The sequence below is a fragment of the Prevotella lacticifex genome (assembly GCF_019973375.1).
Lineage (GTDB): Bacteria > Bacteroidota > Bacteroidia > Bacteroidales > Bacteroidaceae > Prevotella > Prevotella lacticifex.
On sequence record NZ_BPTV01000002.1, the window covers coordinates 392,521 to 409,901 of the forward strand.

Annotated in this window: 15 protein-coding genes and 1 tRNA gene; 11 read left to right on the forward strand and 5 right to left on the reverse strand. The window is 49.2% G+C overall.

The window, feature by feature from the left end:
• Positions 1-158: 158 nt before the first annotated feature.
• From LDN30_RS12095 to LDN30_RS12145, 11 genes are all read left to right on the forward strand, one after another.
• Positions 159-542: a hypothetical protein gene (locus tag LDN30_RS12095; RefSeq protein ID WP_373316557.1), complete on the forward strand. Its 384-nt coding sequence runs from the start codon at positions 159-161 to the stop codon at positions 540-542.
• A 52-nt stretch (positions 543-594) separates the two neighbouring features.
• Positions 595-2,367: a MutS N-terminal domain-containing protein gene (locus LDN30_RS12100; RefSeq protein WP_223927692.1), complete on the forward strand. Its 1,773-nt coding sequence runs from the start codon at positions 595-597 to the stop codon at positions 2,365-2,367.
• A gap of 105 nt (positions 2,368-2,472) precedes the next feature.
• The gene (locus tag LDN30_RS12105) at positions 2,473-2,703 is read left to right on the forward strand and encodes a hypothetical protein (protein ID WP_223927690.1); all 231 of its coding nucleotides are present in this window, start codon (positions 2,473-2,475) and stop codon (positions 2,701-2,703) included.
• Between the two features lie 108 nt (positions 2,704-2,811).
• Positions 2,812-4,209: an ArdC family protein gene (locus LDN30_RS12110; RefSeq protein ID WP_223929641.1), complete on the forward strand. Its 1,398-nt coding sequence runs from the start codon at positions 2,812-2,814 to the stop codon at positions 4,207-4,209.
• Between the two features lie 69 nt (positions 4,210-4,278).
• Positions 4,279-5,505, forward strand: coding sequence for a toprim domain-containing protein (locus LDN30_RS12115; protein ID WP_223927686.1), 1,227 nt, complete (start codon positions 4,279-4,281; stop codon positions 5,503-5,505).
• A gap of 117 nt (positions 5,506-5,622) precedes the next feature.
• Positions 5,623-6,333: a hypothetical protein gene (locus tag LDN30_RS12120; RefSeq protein WP_223929642.1), complete on the forward strand. Its 711-nt coding sequence runs from the start codon at positions 5,623-5,625 to the stop codon at positions 6,331-6,333.
• Between the two features lie 145 nt (positions 6,334-6,478).
• Positions 6,479-7,195 (forward strand): hypothetical protein, encoded by a 717-nt coding sequence (locus LDN30_RS12125; protein WP_223929643.1) that lies wholly within the window; start codon positions 6,479-6,481, stop codon positions 7,193-7,195.
• A 54-nt stretch (positions 7,196-7,249) separates the two neighbouring features.
• On the forward strand, positions 7,250-7,543 hold the full coding sequence (locus LDN30_RS12130) for an HU family DNA-binding protein (RefSeq protein WP_223929644.1): 294 nt from the start codon (positions 7,250-7,252) through the stop codon (positions 7,541-7,543).
• A gap of 12 nt (positions 7,544-7,555) precedes the next feature.
• Positions 7,556-8,053: a hypothetical protein gene (locus tag LDN30_RS12135; RefSeq protein ID WP_223929645.1), complete on the forward strand. Its 498-nt coding sequence runs from the start codon at positions 7,556-7,558 to the stop codon at positions 8,051-8,053.
• 50 nt (positions 8,054-8,103) lie between these two features.
• A complete protein-coding gene (locus tag LDN30_RS12140; protein WP_223927676.1) occupies positions 8,104-9,021 on the forward strand; it encodes a hypothetical protein in 918 nt (305 codons plus the stop codon).
• Positions 9,022-9,279: 258 nt separating this feature from the next.
• Positions 9,280-9,564: a GNAT family N-acetyltransferase gene (locus LDN30_RS12145; RefSeq protein WP_223927674.1), complete on the forward strand. Its 285-nt coding sequence runs from the start codon at positions 9,280-9,282 to the stop codon at positions 9,562-9,564.
• Positions 9,565-9,588: 24 nt separating this feature from the next.
• Here the strand turns inward: LDN30_RS12145 and LDN30_RS12150 are convergent, their stop codons facing one another.
• The 5 genes from LDN30_RS12150 to LDN30_RS12170 form a co-directional block, all read right to left on the reverse strand.
• On the reverse strand, positions 9,589-10,062 hold the full coding sequence (locus LDN30_RS12150) for a hypothetical protein (protein ID WP_223929647.1): 474 nt from the start codon (positions 10,060-10,062) through the stop codon (positions 9,589-9,591).
• Positions 10,063-10,070: 8 nt separating this feature from the next.
• Complete coding sequence (locus tag LDN30_RS12155; protein WP_223925700.1) at positions 10,071-11,489, reverse strand: transposase; 1,419 nt, start codon at positions 11,487-11,489, stop codon at positions 10,071-10,073.
• Positions 11,490-12,636: 1,147 nt separating this feature from the next.
• Entirely contained in the window at positions 12,637-13,944 is a 1,308-nt protein-coding gene (locus LDN30_RS12160; protein ID WP_223927671.1) for a site-specific integrase, read from the reverse strand.
• 392 nt (positions 13,945-14,336) lie between these two features.
• Positions 14,337-14,421, reverse strand: a tRNA-Ser gene (locus LDN30_RS12165).
• Positions 14,422-14,994: 573 nt separating this feature from the next.
• Positions 14,995-16,899 carry an IS1634 family transposase gene (locus LDN30_RS12170; protein WP_223925336.1) on the reverse strand — a complete coding sequence of 635 codons (1,905 nt, stop codon included), beginning with the start codon at positions 16,897-16,899 and terminating at the stop codon, positions 14,995-14,997.
• Positions 16,900-17,381 lie beyond the last annotated feature (482 nt).

Sequence of the window (17,381 nt, forward strand, 5' to 3'; positions counted from 1 at the left end):
AAATAAATGGCCATATCTGCAAGAAATTACCAATAATATTGGCAAAAATAATTATGCAGAGACTAAAACAAGGGGAAGTTTAAACGGGCTTTCTACGAAAGAAAGCCCTTGCTAAGCCAGAAACGGCAAAGCAAGGGCCAAATTGTATAGTGTCTCAAATGGAGGTTTCTTTATTTGAGGAAAAACTTCGGGAAGTTGACAAAATCAAGGACATCGGACTCGGAATTGGCCAAAAGGAAGCTCTCGTTTCTGGCAAGCCGGTAGAACTTGAAGTCGGTGACCAGAAGGTTGTCGTGGGCGTTGACCTCCGTGAGCCGGTAGGCTTCAAGGTCATGAATGGAGACATGGAGGAATGGAAGCGTCAGCAGGCCATCCGATATGACGATGCCAACGAGGGTTACATGGGCTATGTGCAGACCGACGAGAACCGGTGGGAGTACAAGCAGGTCGTTGACCGACTGCGCCACGAGGAAAGCGTCCGACTGACCGAGAGGGAAAAGACTGAAAGGAAAGAGGACAAGAAGAGAGGTCTTTCACTCTGAGCCCGTTGTCCTGGTAATCTATTCTACTACACCTTATGAGACTTAATTCACCATGTCAAACAAACAAGAATGTGCGTTCACCTCCGTAGCTCCATATCCTAAGGTGCGTCAGCTGGCGTACGGACTCAAGGACGGTGACTATGCAAGCATCTGCAGGGCAGCGGATATGATGGCGGACGGGATAAGGGGGATGACGACAGGACGCAACTGTGTGCTGGTGCCTATCCCGAACCACCATGGCAGGGCGGTATATACAAAGACGCTCGCCAATGAGATTTCCCGAAGGACGGGCATCCCGACTTGGGACATCCTTTCCTGCCGCCCGCACATGCCACTGCACTACGCAAAGAAGAATGACCTTAAGCCGGAGGGCATATACCTGAAACTCAATCTGTACAGACAAGTGCCGGAGCAGTTCACGCCAATCGTCATAGACAATGTGTTGGACACCGGCTATACCGCAGGGGCCGCCATCAAGGCTGTGGGTCATCCGAACACGATGCTCGCCGTCCTCGGACATACCAAGAACCATCTGACAAACAAGAACTTTCAGTTTAACCAAATTCCTACTAACATGGAAAAGAAGATGCAAGAACAGCCTTCTGATAAGAAGCAATCTGCTGACTCTACGAAGAAGCAAGTGAAGAACAAGACCGACACGCCATTGGCCGTGTATCAGCGGCTCAAGAGCAAGCATCCCGACGCGCTGATCCTTATGCGCAATGGTGATTTCTATCGCTCTTTGAATGATGACGCACAGAAATTGTCGGACACGCTGCGCATCCCGATACAGAAGCCGAAAGCCAAAGGAGAAGGTGAGCTCATGGCTGAGTTTCCGCATCACGCGCTCGACGTCTACCTGCCAAGGCTTATCCGGGCGGGCAATCGTGTGGCGATAGCTGACATGCAGGAGCCGAGCAAGAAGCAAACCACTAACAAAACCAAAAACCAAACTCAAACCGATACTATGGAAAAGAAAACAGAAAAGAAGAAAACTAAGACGAAGGAAGCCAAGGTTGACAAGACTGAGGTGAAGGCAGAGACCAAGAAGAACGACAAAGCCGTTGAACAGTCCGCAGACACCAAGGTTCATAAGCCGCGCGAGCCGCAGATGGTGACGGTCAACGGTGAGAAGGTGACCCACGGCCATGCCTTCCAAAGCAACCAGGATCCGAACAAGTGGTATTTTACCGCACGTATCGACGGACAGCAGCTCCGTCCGCAGCTCATGAAGCCGGAGGATGCCGTTGCCTATCAGAAGAGGGAGACAACGGTTGAAGGGCTCATGCAGACGTACTATCCCTCAAAGCTGGCCAAGAAGGTCACACCGGAGGAGTACAAGGCTGACAACAAGCTCTCTGACGGGCGTGTCATCGACAAGATGGTGGTCTACAAGGAGCATGACGAGCACCGTCAGGATGTTGGCAAGTACAAGCTCTACACGCAGGTGGGCGAGCAGAAGATGTCTCGCACGATGTCGAAGGAGGACTTGAATGCTTACTTCGACCGAGTAACAACGCCTTCCAAGCTCGTGGAGAAGAATTTCGGTGAGCAGCTGCATCTGGCTTCCTTCTACAACCAGTTCAAACTGGAGGATGGTGTCAAGGAGGTGCGCATCGCCAAGAGCCAGCAGGGCGACTGGACGGTGTCGGCGAAGCTCGCTGACGACAGAATGACGAGCAAGGCGGTACTCTCGTGGCACGACAAGCAGGCACTCTTCACGTCAAAGACGGCAACCAAGGAGCAGTTGGCCGCTCGCTATCTCAACACGGAAATCAAGGAGATGAGCGAGAAAGTCAGTGCCAAGCAGTCGTTCAAACGTTAGTGCCAGGACTTAGCTCTATTATAAATATGAGTTGTCTGTCATCCATCACAGCTTACATTTTAGCTATCAACTATTCCAATCATCAATCATTAACACATTACAACTATGAAGAACAATACAATCGAAGAACTCATTCAACTCAAGCAGGACGGCAAGATAGGATGGTGCGAGCTCGCACTGCGCAGTGACCACGGTACGGCATACCTCCAGTGGTGCGACGACCACGGCGTAGAGCCTGACGACAACAACGCTGAGCTCTACCTTGAGGAGACAGAGAGCCGTATCTATGACGACGGCAACGAGTTTGCGGACGCTTTCGCTGAAGCTATCGTGTAGCATATCCGTAGTATTACCTTGAAAAGCACAAACTTATGCCTTCCGCAGTCCGAAGGCTGTGCCATCGGACTGCGGGGGCTATAACCTAACTATTTAGCTACTGACACTATGGAAAACAAAGATTCCAAGTCCAAGAACGGACAGGATTACAAGAGCAGTGGAGACAGGGCCATTGAGAGATTTTGCTCCGCAATGATCGACCGTATGAAGGCAATGAAGGCATCGGACTGGCGGCAGGGATGGACGAACGGCAAGGGCACGATGCTCGGCATGCCGCAGAACCTCAGCGGACGAAACTACTCGGGCTCTAACTCGTTCTTCCTGCAGATGGACACGGCGATGAACGCTTACCGCACGCCGGTGTATCTTACCTTTATGCAGGCGCAGAAGGAGAACATACGCATCAAGAAAGGGGCGCAGTCGATGCCGGTCATCTACTGGGACCTGAATATCAAGGACGACCGGGGCAAGCGTGTCTCCGAGGCTGACTACAGACAGATGAGCCGTGGTGAGCAGAAGAAGTGCGAAGTGCGGCCGTTCCTCCGTGCGTTCTCGGTGTTCAACGTGGATCAGACCAATCTGGAGGAGGTCAACAAGGAGAAGTACGATGCCATCGTGGACCGGTTCAGAGGTCCGCAGCTGCGTGACACGGCCGGCATGTACGAGAACCGTGCCCTCGACCGTATGTTCGAGCGGCAGGAGTGGATATGCCGTGTGCAGACTGATAAGATCGTGGACGGGGCATTCTACTCTCCGGCACGGGACATCGTCATCGTTCCAAAAAAGGAGCAGTTCAACATCGGCAAGAACGCTGAGGAGATATTCAAGGACGGCATGGAGTATTACTCCTCTGCTCTCCACGAGATGACGCACTCCACGGGTACGGCCAACCGGTTGAACCGTGACAAGGGTTCCAAGTTCGGAGATGCTAAGTACGCCAAGGAGGAGCTTGTGGCGGAGCTCACAGCTGCCATGGTGGGCAATGCACTGGGCTTTGACAAGCGCATCCTCAACAACAATGCAGCTTACATGGACGGATGGATAAACGCCTTGCGTGAGGAGCCGAAGTTCATCGTATCGGTCATGGCGGACGTGAACAAGGCCTCGAAGATGATCCTTGAGAAGATTGACGAGCAGAAGATTGCCCTTGGTGAGACACCTATTCTTACTGAGAACCAGCGTAAAGTGGGGCTTGACAAGGGCGTTGAAGCGGCAAAGAAGGAATGGCAGCAGCCGCATGACATTGCGCTGTCGGCGAAGTTCGACAGTGCCTCCATCTACAAGCGGATGGACGGTGGCTATGCTGTGCGTGCTACCTTCGAGGGGCAGGATCTTGGTGTGAAGCCTATCAGCAAGATTACGGGTATCAGATATGAGATGATGCCGACGGGTGCGCTGAAGGACCAAATGCTGCACGACACGGTGGCAAGGAAGTTCGTCGGAGAGGTGCGTGAGATACGTGAGCAGAAGCAGCAGAACAAGGAGAATAAGGGATTGAAATTGTGAGCGTTATGCCAAATTAGGCAACATTTACTATAAGTCAATCATTGTTTCTACCTTCTAACTACTAATGCTATGTCTTACGTATCTTTTCAGGAAATGAAGCCGAGGGTGGGCATCGACGACGTAGCGTTCTCGCTCGGCTACAAGCTCAACAGGCAGGCGGGCGTGGGACGATACATAGAGCTGATCCTGCCCGACGGAAGGGGTGAGAAGCTCGACACCATCGTCATCTCGCATCCGCAGGAGAAGGACCGGCAGAGGTACTTCCACCGAAACACCGGGAAACGGGGAGACGTGGTGGACTTCATCGGTGAGAACCTCAACCGCTTCAACAAGTACGGACGCAACCAGTGGGAGGTCATCGGTAAGGTGATGGCGGACTTTGCCAACATGCCCATCATTGATAACCATGACCATGGCTATGCCGGGGGACTGGGAAGTCTGAATCCGGTGTTCAATCCAAAACGCTACACGGCGCAGTCGCTACAAGGCAACATGGACTATGCCATGGGGATCTTTGAGGACCGTGGTCTGAGTCAGGAGACGGTGCGGCTCTTTGAGAGGCACATTGCCATTGTCACTGACCAGAAGAACAAGAATGGTCTGCCGATGATCGGCTTTCCTTACCGTGAGCCGGGGTTCAGCTCTGATCTGGCCGGCTATGAGCTGCGGGGCGACCGTGGTTTCAAGGGCAAGGCTGCCGGGACGAACTCGACGACGGCGATGTGGACGGCGGGCATCCACTCGGCACTGAACAATCCGCAGATGGTCAGGCATGTCTATTTCTGTGAGTCGGCTTACGATGCCATGTCGTTCTATCAGGCGAACCGGGCGAAGATTGACCTTCCACACTCGGCATTTGTCTCTGTGGGCGGCGCGCTGTCCAACGGGCAGGTGTCGGGACTGATGAAGCACTTCTGCATGGCCAAGGCGGTGGACTGTTTCGACAATGATCTGCCGGGGCGGATCTATGGTATGCGTATGGCGGCACTGCTCGACGGGAAGCGGCTCAGCGTCTTTCAGATGGGGGACAACCTAAGACTGGAGATGGAGAGGAAGTCCTTCGACATGCCGGTGGGGAAGGCCTCTGTGGAAGAGCTTGGGAGGCATGTAAAACTCTCTGACCGCATCGAGGTGATGAAACCGCCGGTGAACTACAAGGACTGGAACGATGTTGTACGCGGCATGCCTTTGGAAGCGTTGCAGCTCAAGACGAAGTTCCAACGGGACGAGAATCTCGCGAGGATCAGGACGGAGCTCAGGGAGCGCAACGAGTGCAAGAGCGGGTTTAAGATGTAAATTCCAGTATCTCTGTATATGGGAAAGTATGAACGAGGTCACGGTCCGTCACTTCCGGCACCGACTTTTCAAGTCCGTACCGTCAGTGATGTCCGTGGCCATAACAACCGGAGAACCATGAAAAGAAAATTCTTTTGTCTGTTGCTGGCCATGTCCTGTTCCGTCTGCGGCTTCGCACAGCAGACAGACCCGCTCCTGACAGGGGCGGTGACCACACAGACGGAAATGCTGAAGAAGCTCTTCAAGAAGCGTGAGAAGACGCAGGAGGCGATCATCGCAACGGAAGCCGGGGTCACGCTGGCCATGGAGCGGATGCACCATTTGGAGGATAAGATGTTGGGCTATCTGCAGAACGCGCAGGGTGCCATGCAGAATATCTATCAGATCAAGCGTGCCGCGGAACTCGTGAGTATGGAGATACCGAAAAACATGGCGTTGCTCCGCAAGTCGTTGCCGGGCAATCTCAAGGGTACTGCCATTGCCGTGATGGTCTCGGAAGAGCTTGTTGATGCCTCGGCACAGATGCTTTCGCTCTATCCGTTCATGAAGCAGCTGGTGACAAGTGGGTCGTACAACGTTACCAATGCGGACGGCAAGACGGAGAAGCACAAGATCAACCTGCTGAACTCGGCGGAGCGGTACTATGTGGCCAATGAGATTGTCACGCGGCTGGAGAGCATCAACACGGACTTGTGGCTGCTGGCCTGGCAAATCCGTACGTTGTCGTGGAATGACCTGTGGTTCGGACTTGACCCGGACGGATGGGCGACGGTGATGTCGGGCAAGGCGGTCGTGGACGGACTGATAATGGACTGGAAGTATCTGTAGGCTTGTATCGTCCGAAGTGGTCACTTGAAACCGCAAGAAAACTTTATGTTTTTAATATAAACAGTTGTATGTCAATTACTAATAAACTTTCATTAATCATTAACTACTAATCATTATTAACCATCAACTATTAACTTTATCAACTATGGAAATCAAGAAATCTATCCGTGGCATACTGATCACGGACGCTGTCAACAAGGAACTGGAGGACACGGGCAGAAGCCGTGTGCTGACATTCAAGGACAAGAAGGGAAAACAGTACATGGCGCACATCGAGATGCAGGACGGCAAGATGGCGGTCGTTCCGGAGGGCAGATACCTGGAGCACCGTTGTCCGCACTGTGGTGGGCGCATCAAGATTACCTCGAAGGGGTACTTCTGTGAGCATTACTTTGACAAAGGTGATGCTTGCAAGTGGCACTGCAACGGCATCCTCTCGCACCGCTTTATCCTGCCGCATGAGATTGAGGCGTTCCTCGACGGGCATCCGACGGTGCTCGACGGCTGTTTCAACTCGCAGGGACGGATCTTCTCGGCCGTGCTGGTGGAGAGTGAGGTCTATGGCATGTCGCTGAGCTCGGTGGTGGGCAAGTGCCCTGTCTGTGGTGAGGACGTGCTGGTGAGTCCGGTGGCGTTCAACTGTTCCTGTCACGAGAAGCTCGGGGAGCCGTACCACCTTACTTTATGGCGGCATATCCGTGGGCATGAGGTGACGCTTGACGAGCTGAAGGAGCTACTGGAGTATGGCGTCACGAAGAATGAGGTGACGCTAATTGACGGCAAGGGATCGCTCTCGAAGGCGTACCTGCGGCTGTCGGATGACCGGAAACGGATCGTGGCGGATTATAACAAGTTAAACTAAACGTTTTCTACTTTGTAATATTCTATTGATTATCAACCATTCAAACCATTAACCATGAGTACTGTGAACAAGAAGAAACTGTTGAGAAAGGCGGCTTTTGAGTCGGGACTTTCAATTAAGGACGTGGAGAAGGCGGTGGATGCCTTCCTCTGCGCGGTGTCGGATATTCTCCGTGAGGACGGGGAGGTCATCATCCCGGACTTCGGGAAGTTCTACATCTACCGGCGCGGTGAGCGTATATGCCGCAATCCGCAGACGGGGGAGAAGTTCGTTGCGCCGCCGATGAAGAAGGTGAAGTTCAAGGCCTTCGGTAACGTGATCAACTACACATTGAAGTACGGACGATAAAGCCTTTAGGACATGAAGAAGTCATTATTACTAATGATGGGTGCCGCACTGATGGTATCGTGCGGCAACTCGGGTGAGAAGATGAAACGGCTGGCAAAGGAGAACCTGGAGCTCAGTGTGGACTACCCTAAGCAGCTGCGTGTGCTGGCGATCTCGGAGCCGGACTCGGCATTTGGAACGGGTTACTTCACGAAGGATGAGGTGAAGGGGATGCTCAGGACGATGCAGGTGGTGACGGACACGATTATGAAGCGCACGGACAACATGAACCGGTTCAACCCGGCCGACCACTATGTCGTCAGTCTTGCCGAAAGGCAGATGCGGAGCATGGCGGAAATCCGCTCGCTCATCATGAAGGGCGACAGGAAGGGGGAGTTCAGCGGATGGAAGGTGAAGATTGACTATGCCTGTGTCGATGCCGCCGGACTGCCGTACCGCTCAGAGCGGTGGTGCTTCATCGACAAGGAGGGCAAGCAGGTGTACAAAGCTTTTGAACTGCCGATACCATGAACAAGGAACAATTCAACTGTGATACAAACCATCTAACACTAAACACTACTATGGAAACATTGAACATGACGTGGGTGAACCTGCTCAGAAAGCAGTTCATCGAAATCCTGGACTACTACGACGAGAACCCGCAGCGGTTCGACTACAAGGAGCTGAAGAAGGCTTACGATGCTTTGCTCTCGGTGAAGAGTGTGGAGGAGTTCAAGCAGTGGCGCAGGCTGCTGAAGGACTATGGTCTGTCGTTCACGGACATGCCTCGCCGCTCACACGATGACAACATGCTGGCTGTCCTCGACGACTATGCGGAGGGTGCCAACGACAAGATCCTCGATGTCTTCATCAGATGGAAGCTGAGCATCAATCCCGCAAAGTGGACGGAGGTCGAGAGATGGAACAGTGATCTCGTGGACATCCTGCTCAAGGCTACAAAGCGTGAGGAGGACGTGCATATCGTCATCTTTCCTTGTGGCAAGCCGAATGCCAAGCGTTGGGCGGCCATCGGGCAGGATGCCGACCGTCTCTTCGAGGTCTTCGGATGGCAGACGGGGCATGTCAATGCGACCTCCGGACCGGTGAGCTGGATGTTCATCAACGGCTATGGGCTTGACGTGCTGCGACAGAGTGGGTACAGCATTCAGATTCGTGACTTCGGGGAGTTCGACATCCTCTCGACGGCCTTTGAGGAGGACAGTGTCGCCTCACTGCAACAGTTTATTGACTACCTAAGGATGATGGATCAGCTCTCCGCTGAGCAGATAGAGTTTCTTAGGAAGATACGGCCTGTTATCTATCCGCATCCCGGTTACTGGGAGCTCACTCATGGAAACCTTGTCTTCGACAAAGACAATGTTGTCGCAGAGTTCGACAATGGAAAGAAGGTCACGCTGGCACAAGGCAAGAACTGGAGAATGCACGAGCTCTTCCGACCGATGTTCTTGGAGATGGGGGCAGAGCTTGGAGAGGCATAGCCCAGTGGGAAGGTAATCAGTGCGCAAGGCAAGTAGCGGAAGAAGCTTCTCAGTTGCACTTCGACACTTCTTCCGCCACACGCCATGCGCACTATCCTTACTTGCTCCACTTCGCGTCTTCCTTCTTTGGTCGTCAGACACGAAGCCGAGCTGTAGAGGGACTTCGCAACCGATAGGAGTATCACTATGATAACCCATCGAACACATACAAGAGTCGTTTTATCAGATAAATATCGTAACTTTGCAACAATTATGGAAATGGAAATAGAAACTACGAACACGGGCGGCAAGGTGCTGGCCTATAATGGGGACGAGCTTGTCGGCCGTCTGGAGTTCTCCTATGAGGGAAATGTCATGAGGATAGACCACACGTATGCCTACAAGGAGGGGATGGGTGTAGGGAGCCTGCTTGTCAGTGCAGCCAATGACTATGCCATCAACAAGGGGCTCCGTGTCCTGCCCGTCTGTTCCTTTGCCGGTGTGTGGTATCAGCGGCATCAGCAGTTCGCGGATATACTTTACAAAGAGGGCAGCCAATCTTAATAGCCTCACACCAGTGCTGCACGACTATTTGCCTTCAAATTCATAAAAGTCGGCATCGGCGAGGGCATTATCTAAGTCTATTCTATTCCTAATCCCAACCCAGTCCGTAAAATAGTCGTCAAGGACATCGTCGATGAGTTCTTGCGGGGCAATGATGTCATAGTCATCAAGACTGTAGGGAAGTTCATGCAGCAGACGGGCAACCAATGCGTCCCTGTTTATTACTGGGTCGGGGGCGGCTGCCGTTTCCGCCACTATCATGTCAATGGCTGTACAGCTGTAGAGATAATCAAGGAGAGCCCACCAGTCTTCATCATAGGAGTCTGGAGCATAGTCCTGGAAAGACTCGAAAGGCACGTCTCTGCCTTCCTTTTTGTAGAAGTTGCGAAGCTCAAGCATCTCCTCCGGCTGGAAGTAGAGACATTTGTCCTCCGGGATAACGGCTTCGGGTACGTTCTCGTTGTCGGGGTCTATACGCTCCAATAAAGAAACCTCCATTTGAGACACTATACACCAAGCATAGCCACTAACTCTTCTATATATTTAAGCATGGTTGCCGTACCCCATTTTCCGCCATCTTTGGTTCTCACCTTCTTGTATTTTGAAAGGTATCTGAATATAGCCTTGTAAGAATATTTCTTGTTTAGTCCCAGCTTGACAAACTCATTCTTAACCCTTGTCGTTATGACGACGGAAAGGAAATTTATCAGTTCAGTGGCATATACGCTGTAGTCGGAATGCACGTTTACCGTGTCACGGTCAACGATATTCTTGTATAGCCAGAACAGAGTCTCCACAGACCATCGCTGGGAATAGGCCAAATAGACGGTCAATGGGTCAAGGTCAGCTTTTGACTTGAAGACAATCAGGCCGAAAAGGCCTTTCTTCTCGGCATAGCTTTCTGCCTTGAAATTATCTTTCTTGTTGGCATTCTGCACATATCCGATCTCCTGTTCGGAAGCAGCTTTCGGGTCGCGGAAAGAGTAGAGGTACTTGCCATTTGACATTTTTTGCTTCTTGTAGAGAATCGTGCCGTCCTTATAGTCTTTCAATGGCATTGTCGGCTCATCCATCTTGTAATTCTTTATGAACGCCGAGTTCTGCTTCAATGGTATCAGGTATGCCAGTCCTTCCATCTTATCGACTTTCTCAAACAACTTGTTGTTGTAGAAGCCCTTGTCGAAGACCATCAGACCGTTCTTAATCTCATACTCCGCTACAAAGTCGTCTATCGCCGTCTGATCCAGCATGTTGCCTGCGTAAGGTTTTGCCGCGATGGGCTCACGCGTCAATGGGTTGAAGGCATACAGCAGGCTGATGTCCTTGGAGCCCTTCTTAGCCCCCTTGCGCGAGAACTCCGAGAGGCTCCCCGTCTTGGCATTGTAGTCCTTGAGCATGCCGTCAATGACCATGTTACCGCCGGTAAATGTATTCACTCTATTGCGCATGAACTCACAGATAAGGGAGTATGCCTTGCCTATCTCCATAAGGAATCCGGACACTGCCGTCTCAGACAAATGCACTCCCGGATACATCTCTGATGCAAATGAGCAGAGGTACTGTACCTGCAAGTCACGGTTCATGATGTCTCCATATGAAGCACGGAGCAAGGCTATGATATAGAGGCACTTCGCATCGTCGAGATTCCAAACCTTGGCGAGTTCTTGAAGAAGTCCACTGCCGTACTTGTCACAGAGAGCCACCTCTCCATAATCTTTTATATCCACTCGATTTTTCTTGCGCATATACGAGCCCTCGACAAACTTTCCGTTTACAATTTCTCCTACCGTTCCTATGTCTACGGGGACAGGCTTCCCGTTAATTCTTTTGCTCGTCCTTTTTATGACGACAAAACGACTGCCTCTCTGTCGGACTATCGTACTTTTGGGGCGGGCGACTGACAATATCTCTTCTGGAATAGCCATAAATATGTATAGTATCTATATAATTAAAAGAACTATACAAAGGTACAAATAAATGGCCATATCTGCAAGAAATTACCAATAATATTGGCAAAAATAATTATGCAGAGACTAAAACAAGGGGAAGTTTAAACGGGCTTTCTACGAAAGAAAGCCCTTGCTAAGCCAGAAACGGCAAAGCAAGGGCCAAATTGTATAGTGTCTCAAATGGAGGTTTCTTTACTCCAACGTGAAGTGGTATGGCTTTTTCTCTATTTCGTCATATCTCATAATGGCGTGACTGTAAGTTATGGTCACAAATTTAGTCATTTTATTCCATATTTTCGTTTCAGAAAGGAAATAATTAAAGTAAAAAGGCTTTTTGTTGGTAGCTTTTGGTGGAAAAATCATTTCATGCGGGACAAACAACGAACCCTTAAAGCCATGCCTTCTAAGGCACCGCTTTAACCGCCGGGATGGGACATACGGCGGCAGGGGAGGGAGGTTGGATTATCTGTTCTTAGGATTGAGTGCCTGTCAATTTCACCTTCGCTGGCGGCAAGCGGCTGCGCCCGGTTTGCCGTGCTTCGTCTGCATTGACGGCACACAATCCATAGAACATTATCGTTAGACAACCGGCTGACAGGAACCATCTCATATGAGAATAAAACGTCCGTGTACCAAGGTTCATTAATCTTTAAAAGTGTGTAAGTGATTGATAAAATCATACTTATATTAGATAAGCAACGTTTGCAAACTTTACTTCGGCTACACATTAAAAATGCCTCGGCTACATTTTGGCTACACTAATCCTTTGCTTATACCAGCAACCTGGTTAGGAATAGAAAAAGAAATACGTCGGCTACACACTAAAAATACGTCGGCTACATTTTGGCTACACTAATCTTTTTGCTTATTCTGGCAACCTGATTAGAAAATGAAATTGACAAATGGCTAAACGGCCTACCATAATCTATATATTATATGTTGCAGTCTTGGCTACACTACGGCCACACGCAGGCTACACTTTGGCTACATGAAATGTCAACTCTTTTTTGTTACGCATTTCAAGTCGTTGATTACTACGTCTATAAAAAAAAGACCCTTGAAGCAGGTACCACTTCAAGAATCTTTTATTTATTCTAAAGGACGAACGTCAGACGAGAAGATGTCAAGCTCTGGCAGAAGCCTGGGCACTACCTTTCGTCTTTCCTTTGGTCTTTGGATCCTCGGCTTCCTTAGAAGTCATGTTTATTGACTCCTTGTCGAAGTCACGTATAGTCTTGTTATTAAAGAACATAGCCATATCATGCTCGATCTTCTTGTTGGTGATTTTGGCGTATACTTGAGTGGTCCGGATGTTCGTGTGGCCGAGCATGCGTGAGACGCTCTCAATGGGCACACCCTTGCTCAGCGTCAGTGTAGCAAAGGTATGGCGGGCCATGTGGAAGGTCAGCTCCTTGTCGATGCCGCAAGCCGTAGCAATCTCCTTCAGATACTGATTGGTCTTCTGGTTAGAGAATACAGGGAACACATATCCCTTTTTCTTCTTGGGGTAGTCCTTGTACTTCTCTATGATGCGCTTTGCACCATCAGAAAGCACGACGTTGATGGGGGTCACGGTCTTGACACGCTTGGATATGATCCAGTCCACATCGGCAAGTCTGACGATTTTATCAAACGTGAGTGCCTTTACGTCGATGTAGGCGAGACCTGTGAAGCAGGAGAAGATGAACAGGTCGCGCACAAGCTCAAGACGCGGAAGGTCGAAGTGCTTGGTCATAATGGCGGAAATCTCTTCATCCGTGAGGAAGCCACGGTCCACCTTTTCCATGTGGAAGTGAACGCCCACGAATGGGTCCTTGTGGATAACACCTAATTTGATGCCATGCAAGATTACGGTACGGAAGGTCTTCATTGTCTTCACGGCTGTGTTGTTGCACATGTTGACATCCGTCATCAGAAAGTTCTTGTAGTCCTGGACCACGACGGGGTTGAGTTCCTTGAGGGACATGTCCTTGCAGTGATACTTCTTCTCAAGCATCTGCGTGAAGCGCTTCTTGCACAGCTCGTATTTGCTTAGGGAAGTTTTGCTCAGACACACGCCCACCTGCTCCTTTACATTCTTGATGTATTTATCCAAGAGTTTTCCGATGGTGTCGTACTCTTCGTCCACTCCCAGGAAGACTGCCTTTACACGGTCAAGTGCAAGTGTTCCCTCGAATTCCAGTTTCTCGGCGATAGCCAAAAGCTCATCACGTATTCCGCCAAGCTTCTTGTTGGTCTGTACCACCTCTGTGTTACGACCTTTGAGCTGTTGACGCTGGCCATCCCACAGCTCCGGTTTGATACTGATCCCTGTCGTTCCTGCTGAGATACGCTCACCGTCCAGAGAGAGCCGGATCATGACGGCACATGTGCCATCCTTGTTCACATGATTTCCACGAATGTAGAAACTAACCTTAAAGATACGTCTCATACGCTTTACATAAATTTAGTGCAACAATGCTCCCGGTCGAATACAACCCGGTTTGATGCCGTTTGGCTACACAAAACCGAAGTTATAATTTCGCTCACCGAGAAATTCATCGGCTGCAAAGTTAAACATAATCGACTGATAGACAATGGTTTCTATGGGGTCTGTGTCGGGTCTGTAGAGGGTCTGTATCGGGTCTTTGGCTACACTTTTTGATTTTTGCGTTTTCGTGTACCGTATGTGTAGCCGAAATATGACCATTTCGAGACCATTCAGAGGTTTTTTAAGTGGTCACTACGAAAAGCGAGGCACAAAAAAAGTGCCGCAAATCGTTGATTTTACGGCACTTAGCTAATTTTGTGAGTTGACTTACTTATTTTGTAAAGTCTTTTCAGCGGAGAGAGAGGGATTCGAACCCCCGGTGCATCTCTGCACGACGGTTTTCAAGACCGTTGTAATCGACCACTCTACCATCTCTCCAAGATAAAAACAGATGCGAACATCCGTGCTTCGGTCGAAAAGCGATGCAAAGGTAGTAGTTTATTTCGACATTACCAAATTTTTGCATCACTTTTTGATTTTTTATTTGAAGAAACTGCAATCTATACATAAGTAGTCGGAATTTCACAAGGTTTAGCACAAACATCAACTCACTTTCTATCAGAGTTTTACAACTAATATTATACGTATAAACGTCAACTGACGAGGGGAACAGGCTATAAGTGTCTAATAGCAACATTCGAATTCAATGGTCAAAAAACTGAAAGAATGAGATAATGACGGAACTGGCTTTAAGCGTCTAATGGCATTATTCGGATTCAATGGTCAAAAAACTGAAAGAATGAGATAATGACGGAACTGGCTTTAAGCGTCTAATAGCAACACTCGGATTCAATGGTCAAAAACTGAAAGAATGAGATAGTGACGAAACAGGCTATAAGCGTCTTATGGCAATATTGGGATTCAATGGTAAGGCTCTTTCATTTAACCCAACTTTGACATCGTATTTTGCTTAGTTGTTCTGTATCAGCAATTTAGTGTTTTTAAAAAGTCCTACTGTGTTCTACAGATTTTTATTTTTTTAAATGGCACTTTACTGATTTTCAACAACTCGTAGATTTCAGCTGCACTATCTGTAGGCACACTGCACAGTCTGGTCTCGACAGCCTCTCCAAGCGCATTTACTGCTGTGGTAGTAACTGCTTTTTGAGTCTTCATGATCCGCATGATCTCCGACCAGTACGGTGTCGAACGCTCCCGCCCATGCTCATCCTTGCCTTGCTTTCGCCGGGCAACCTTCATCTGATGGCGCACGGTGTTTACTATCCAGTAAGCCAGCAGCCCTAAGAAAAGGTGTGCGTCTGCCCTATTGTCAGTCTGGTGGTATATGGGCCTGAGGCTGAGGTCGGTTTTGAGCTGCCGGTTGGAGCATTCTATTTCACGTATAAGATTATAGTAGTTCCAGGTCGTTTCCTCATCTAATTTCTTCACATTGGTTCTGAGGAAGTATGTTCCGTATTCCACCTTGTCCGGGATGTTGACCTCCCATGTCATAGAAGCGACTTTGTCGTGTCCGTCATCCTCAACTTTTATATTGTAATATCGGCTTATAGAGGGATATTTTCCTTGCAGGGCACCGATCCTGTTTTGTACCTTGCCGTAGTTTTTTATCCCGTGTTTTGATTGGGTACTCTTTCTGATTTTTTTCAACCCTTCCTCAAAACGCTCACGGAATTTGCGGTTCATGGATTCTTCCTTCAACGCTTTTGCAGGAGAGTCTATTTTGAGGTAACAGTCGTCATTCTTGGCCGTTGTTACGCGTTGAAGCGTTATCTCGCGCTTCAAGCAATCGCAAACTGTGACTTTGGGAGCATTCTCGGGGGTGGTGTATTCGGTAAGAGCTTTGCGGGATACACAAAGATAGTTGTATCCTTTGTCCCTTATAGTCTTGAGGTTATCTTCAGTTGAGATACCTGCGTCAATGACTACAAGCACTCCCTCGTTATCGGGACATTTGGCCGGATTCTCAGCAATAAGCTCGTCCACCATGTTGGGAAGTGACTTTGGATCGGCGGTATTGCCTTCCAGTACCGCACTGTAACGTATGAAGCCGTCAGTATTGATGCATAGCGCGAGGACAAGCAGCTTGCAGTCGCTGCGTTTCTCCTTTGAACGGCCAAAGGCAGCCTTCTTGCTGCCGGTCTTGCGTCCCTCAAAATAAAAGTTGGTGAGATCGAAGAGCATAATGCGGTTGGTCGGTTTGAAGAGGTCGTCGGTCTTGTGGCAAAGATACTTCTCAAGCTTATCCTTTATGGAATAAAGGTCATCGGCAACTCGATATATCCTCCTTGGAGTTATTTTGGCCATAGGAAGGTCAAGGAGTTCGCACACTGCAGAGTTCTCTTTTATAATGGATATTGACTTTAATTCGGACGGAGTATAGGCCGCCCTCGTAATAAGATGGGCCAAAGTGACCTTCACCTTGTCCTCAGACCATCCCAAAGAACGGAGAAATGTATCCAGACCAAGTTTACGAATCGTTTGCAGGCATAGCCATTCGCAGCCGACTTCCCTTGCGTCTGTATGCCTCATAGTGTCAACATCTATCCGTTTCCTGGCCTTGGACTTGCTTCTCTCGTAGGCGTTGCCCACAATATCAAGTTTTTCCTCCTCGACAAGTCTGGCCCAGTACGCATGCACTCTGTCACGAACCACTTCCGAGTAACCTTGCAGTTTCTCATCCCAAAGTTGGACATCCTTCTGGTGATTGTACAGATACGTCAGTCCACGCGCAACATCTCTTATCTGCTCTGGGGATAGGTCATGTATAAACCAGACATTGAGCAATATCAAAGTACATACCCTACCGCTGGCATCGCGATAGGACTCCTTCAGACGGTAATACTTCTCGTCTTTACACGTCTGTGGGTTGTAACGTATTTGGGACGTAAAATTCATGCCGCAAAGATAAGCAATCCCTACGACATTGCTGTGTTCTACATTGCGATTTTGAGCAGTTTGACCACGCAAACCCCTATAAACACTGGAAAAAATTCTGAAAAAAACATTAGAGCGTCAAACTTGGGTTAAACTCACTATGGAGTACAAAGATTAGTCAATGGCTTAGTACTTTCTCAGGCATCATTATTACTCTGAAAGGACAAAAAGCGGCAAGCGGATATTGAAATATATTTACACTAATTCAATACGTATCATTTCGGCTTCTAAAACGGGCCGTTTCAGCTCGCGAAATGGACCGTTTGGCATCCTGAAACGGACCGTTTTGCAACGCAAAATGATATGTATTAGTAACCAACTGATAATCATCAACATGCAAACGCCGAACAAAGGACACAATAGTTTGAATTGTTTTTACATTTAGCTATTTGTATTCTCTTATCGTTCCAGACCTCTCCATAATATTGTTGGCTTATGAATAA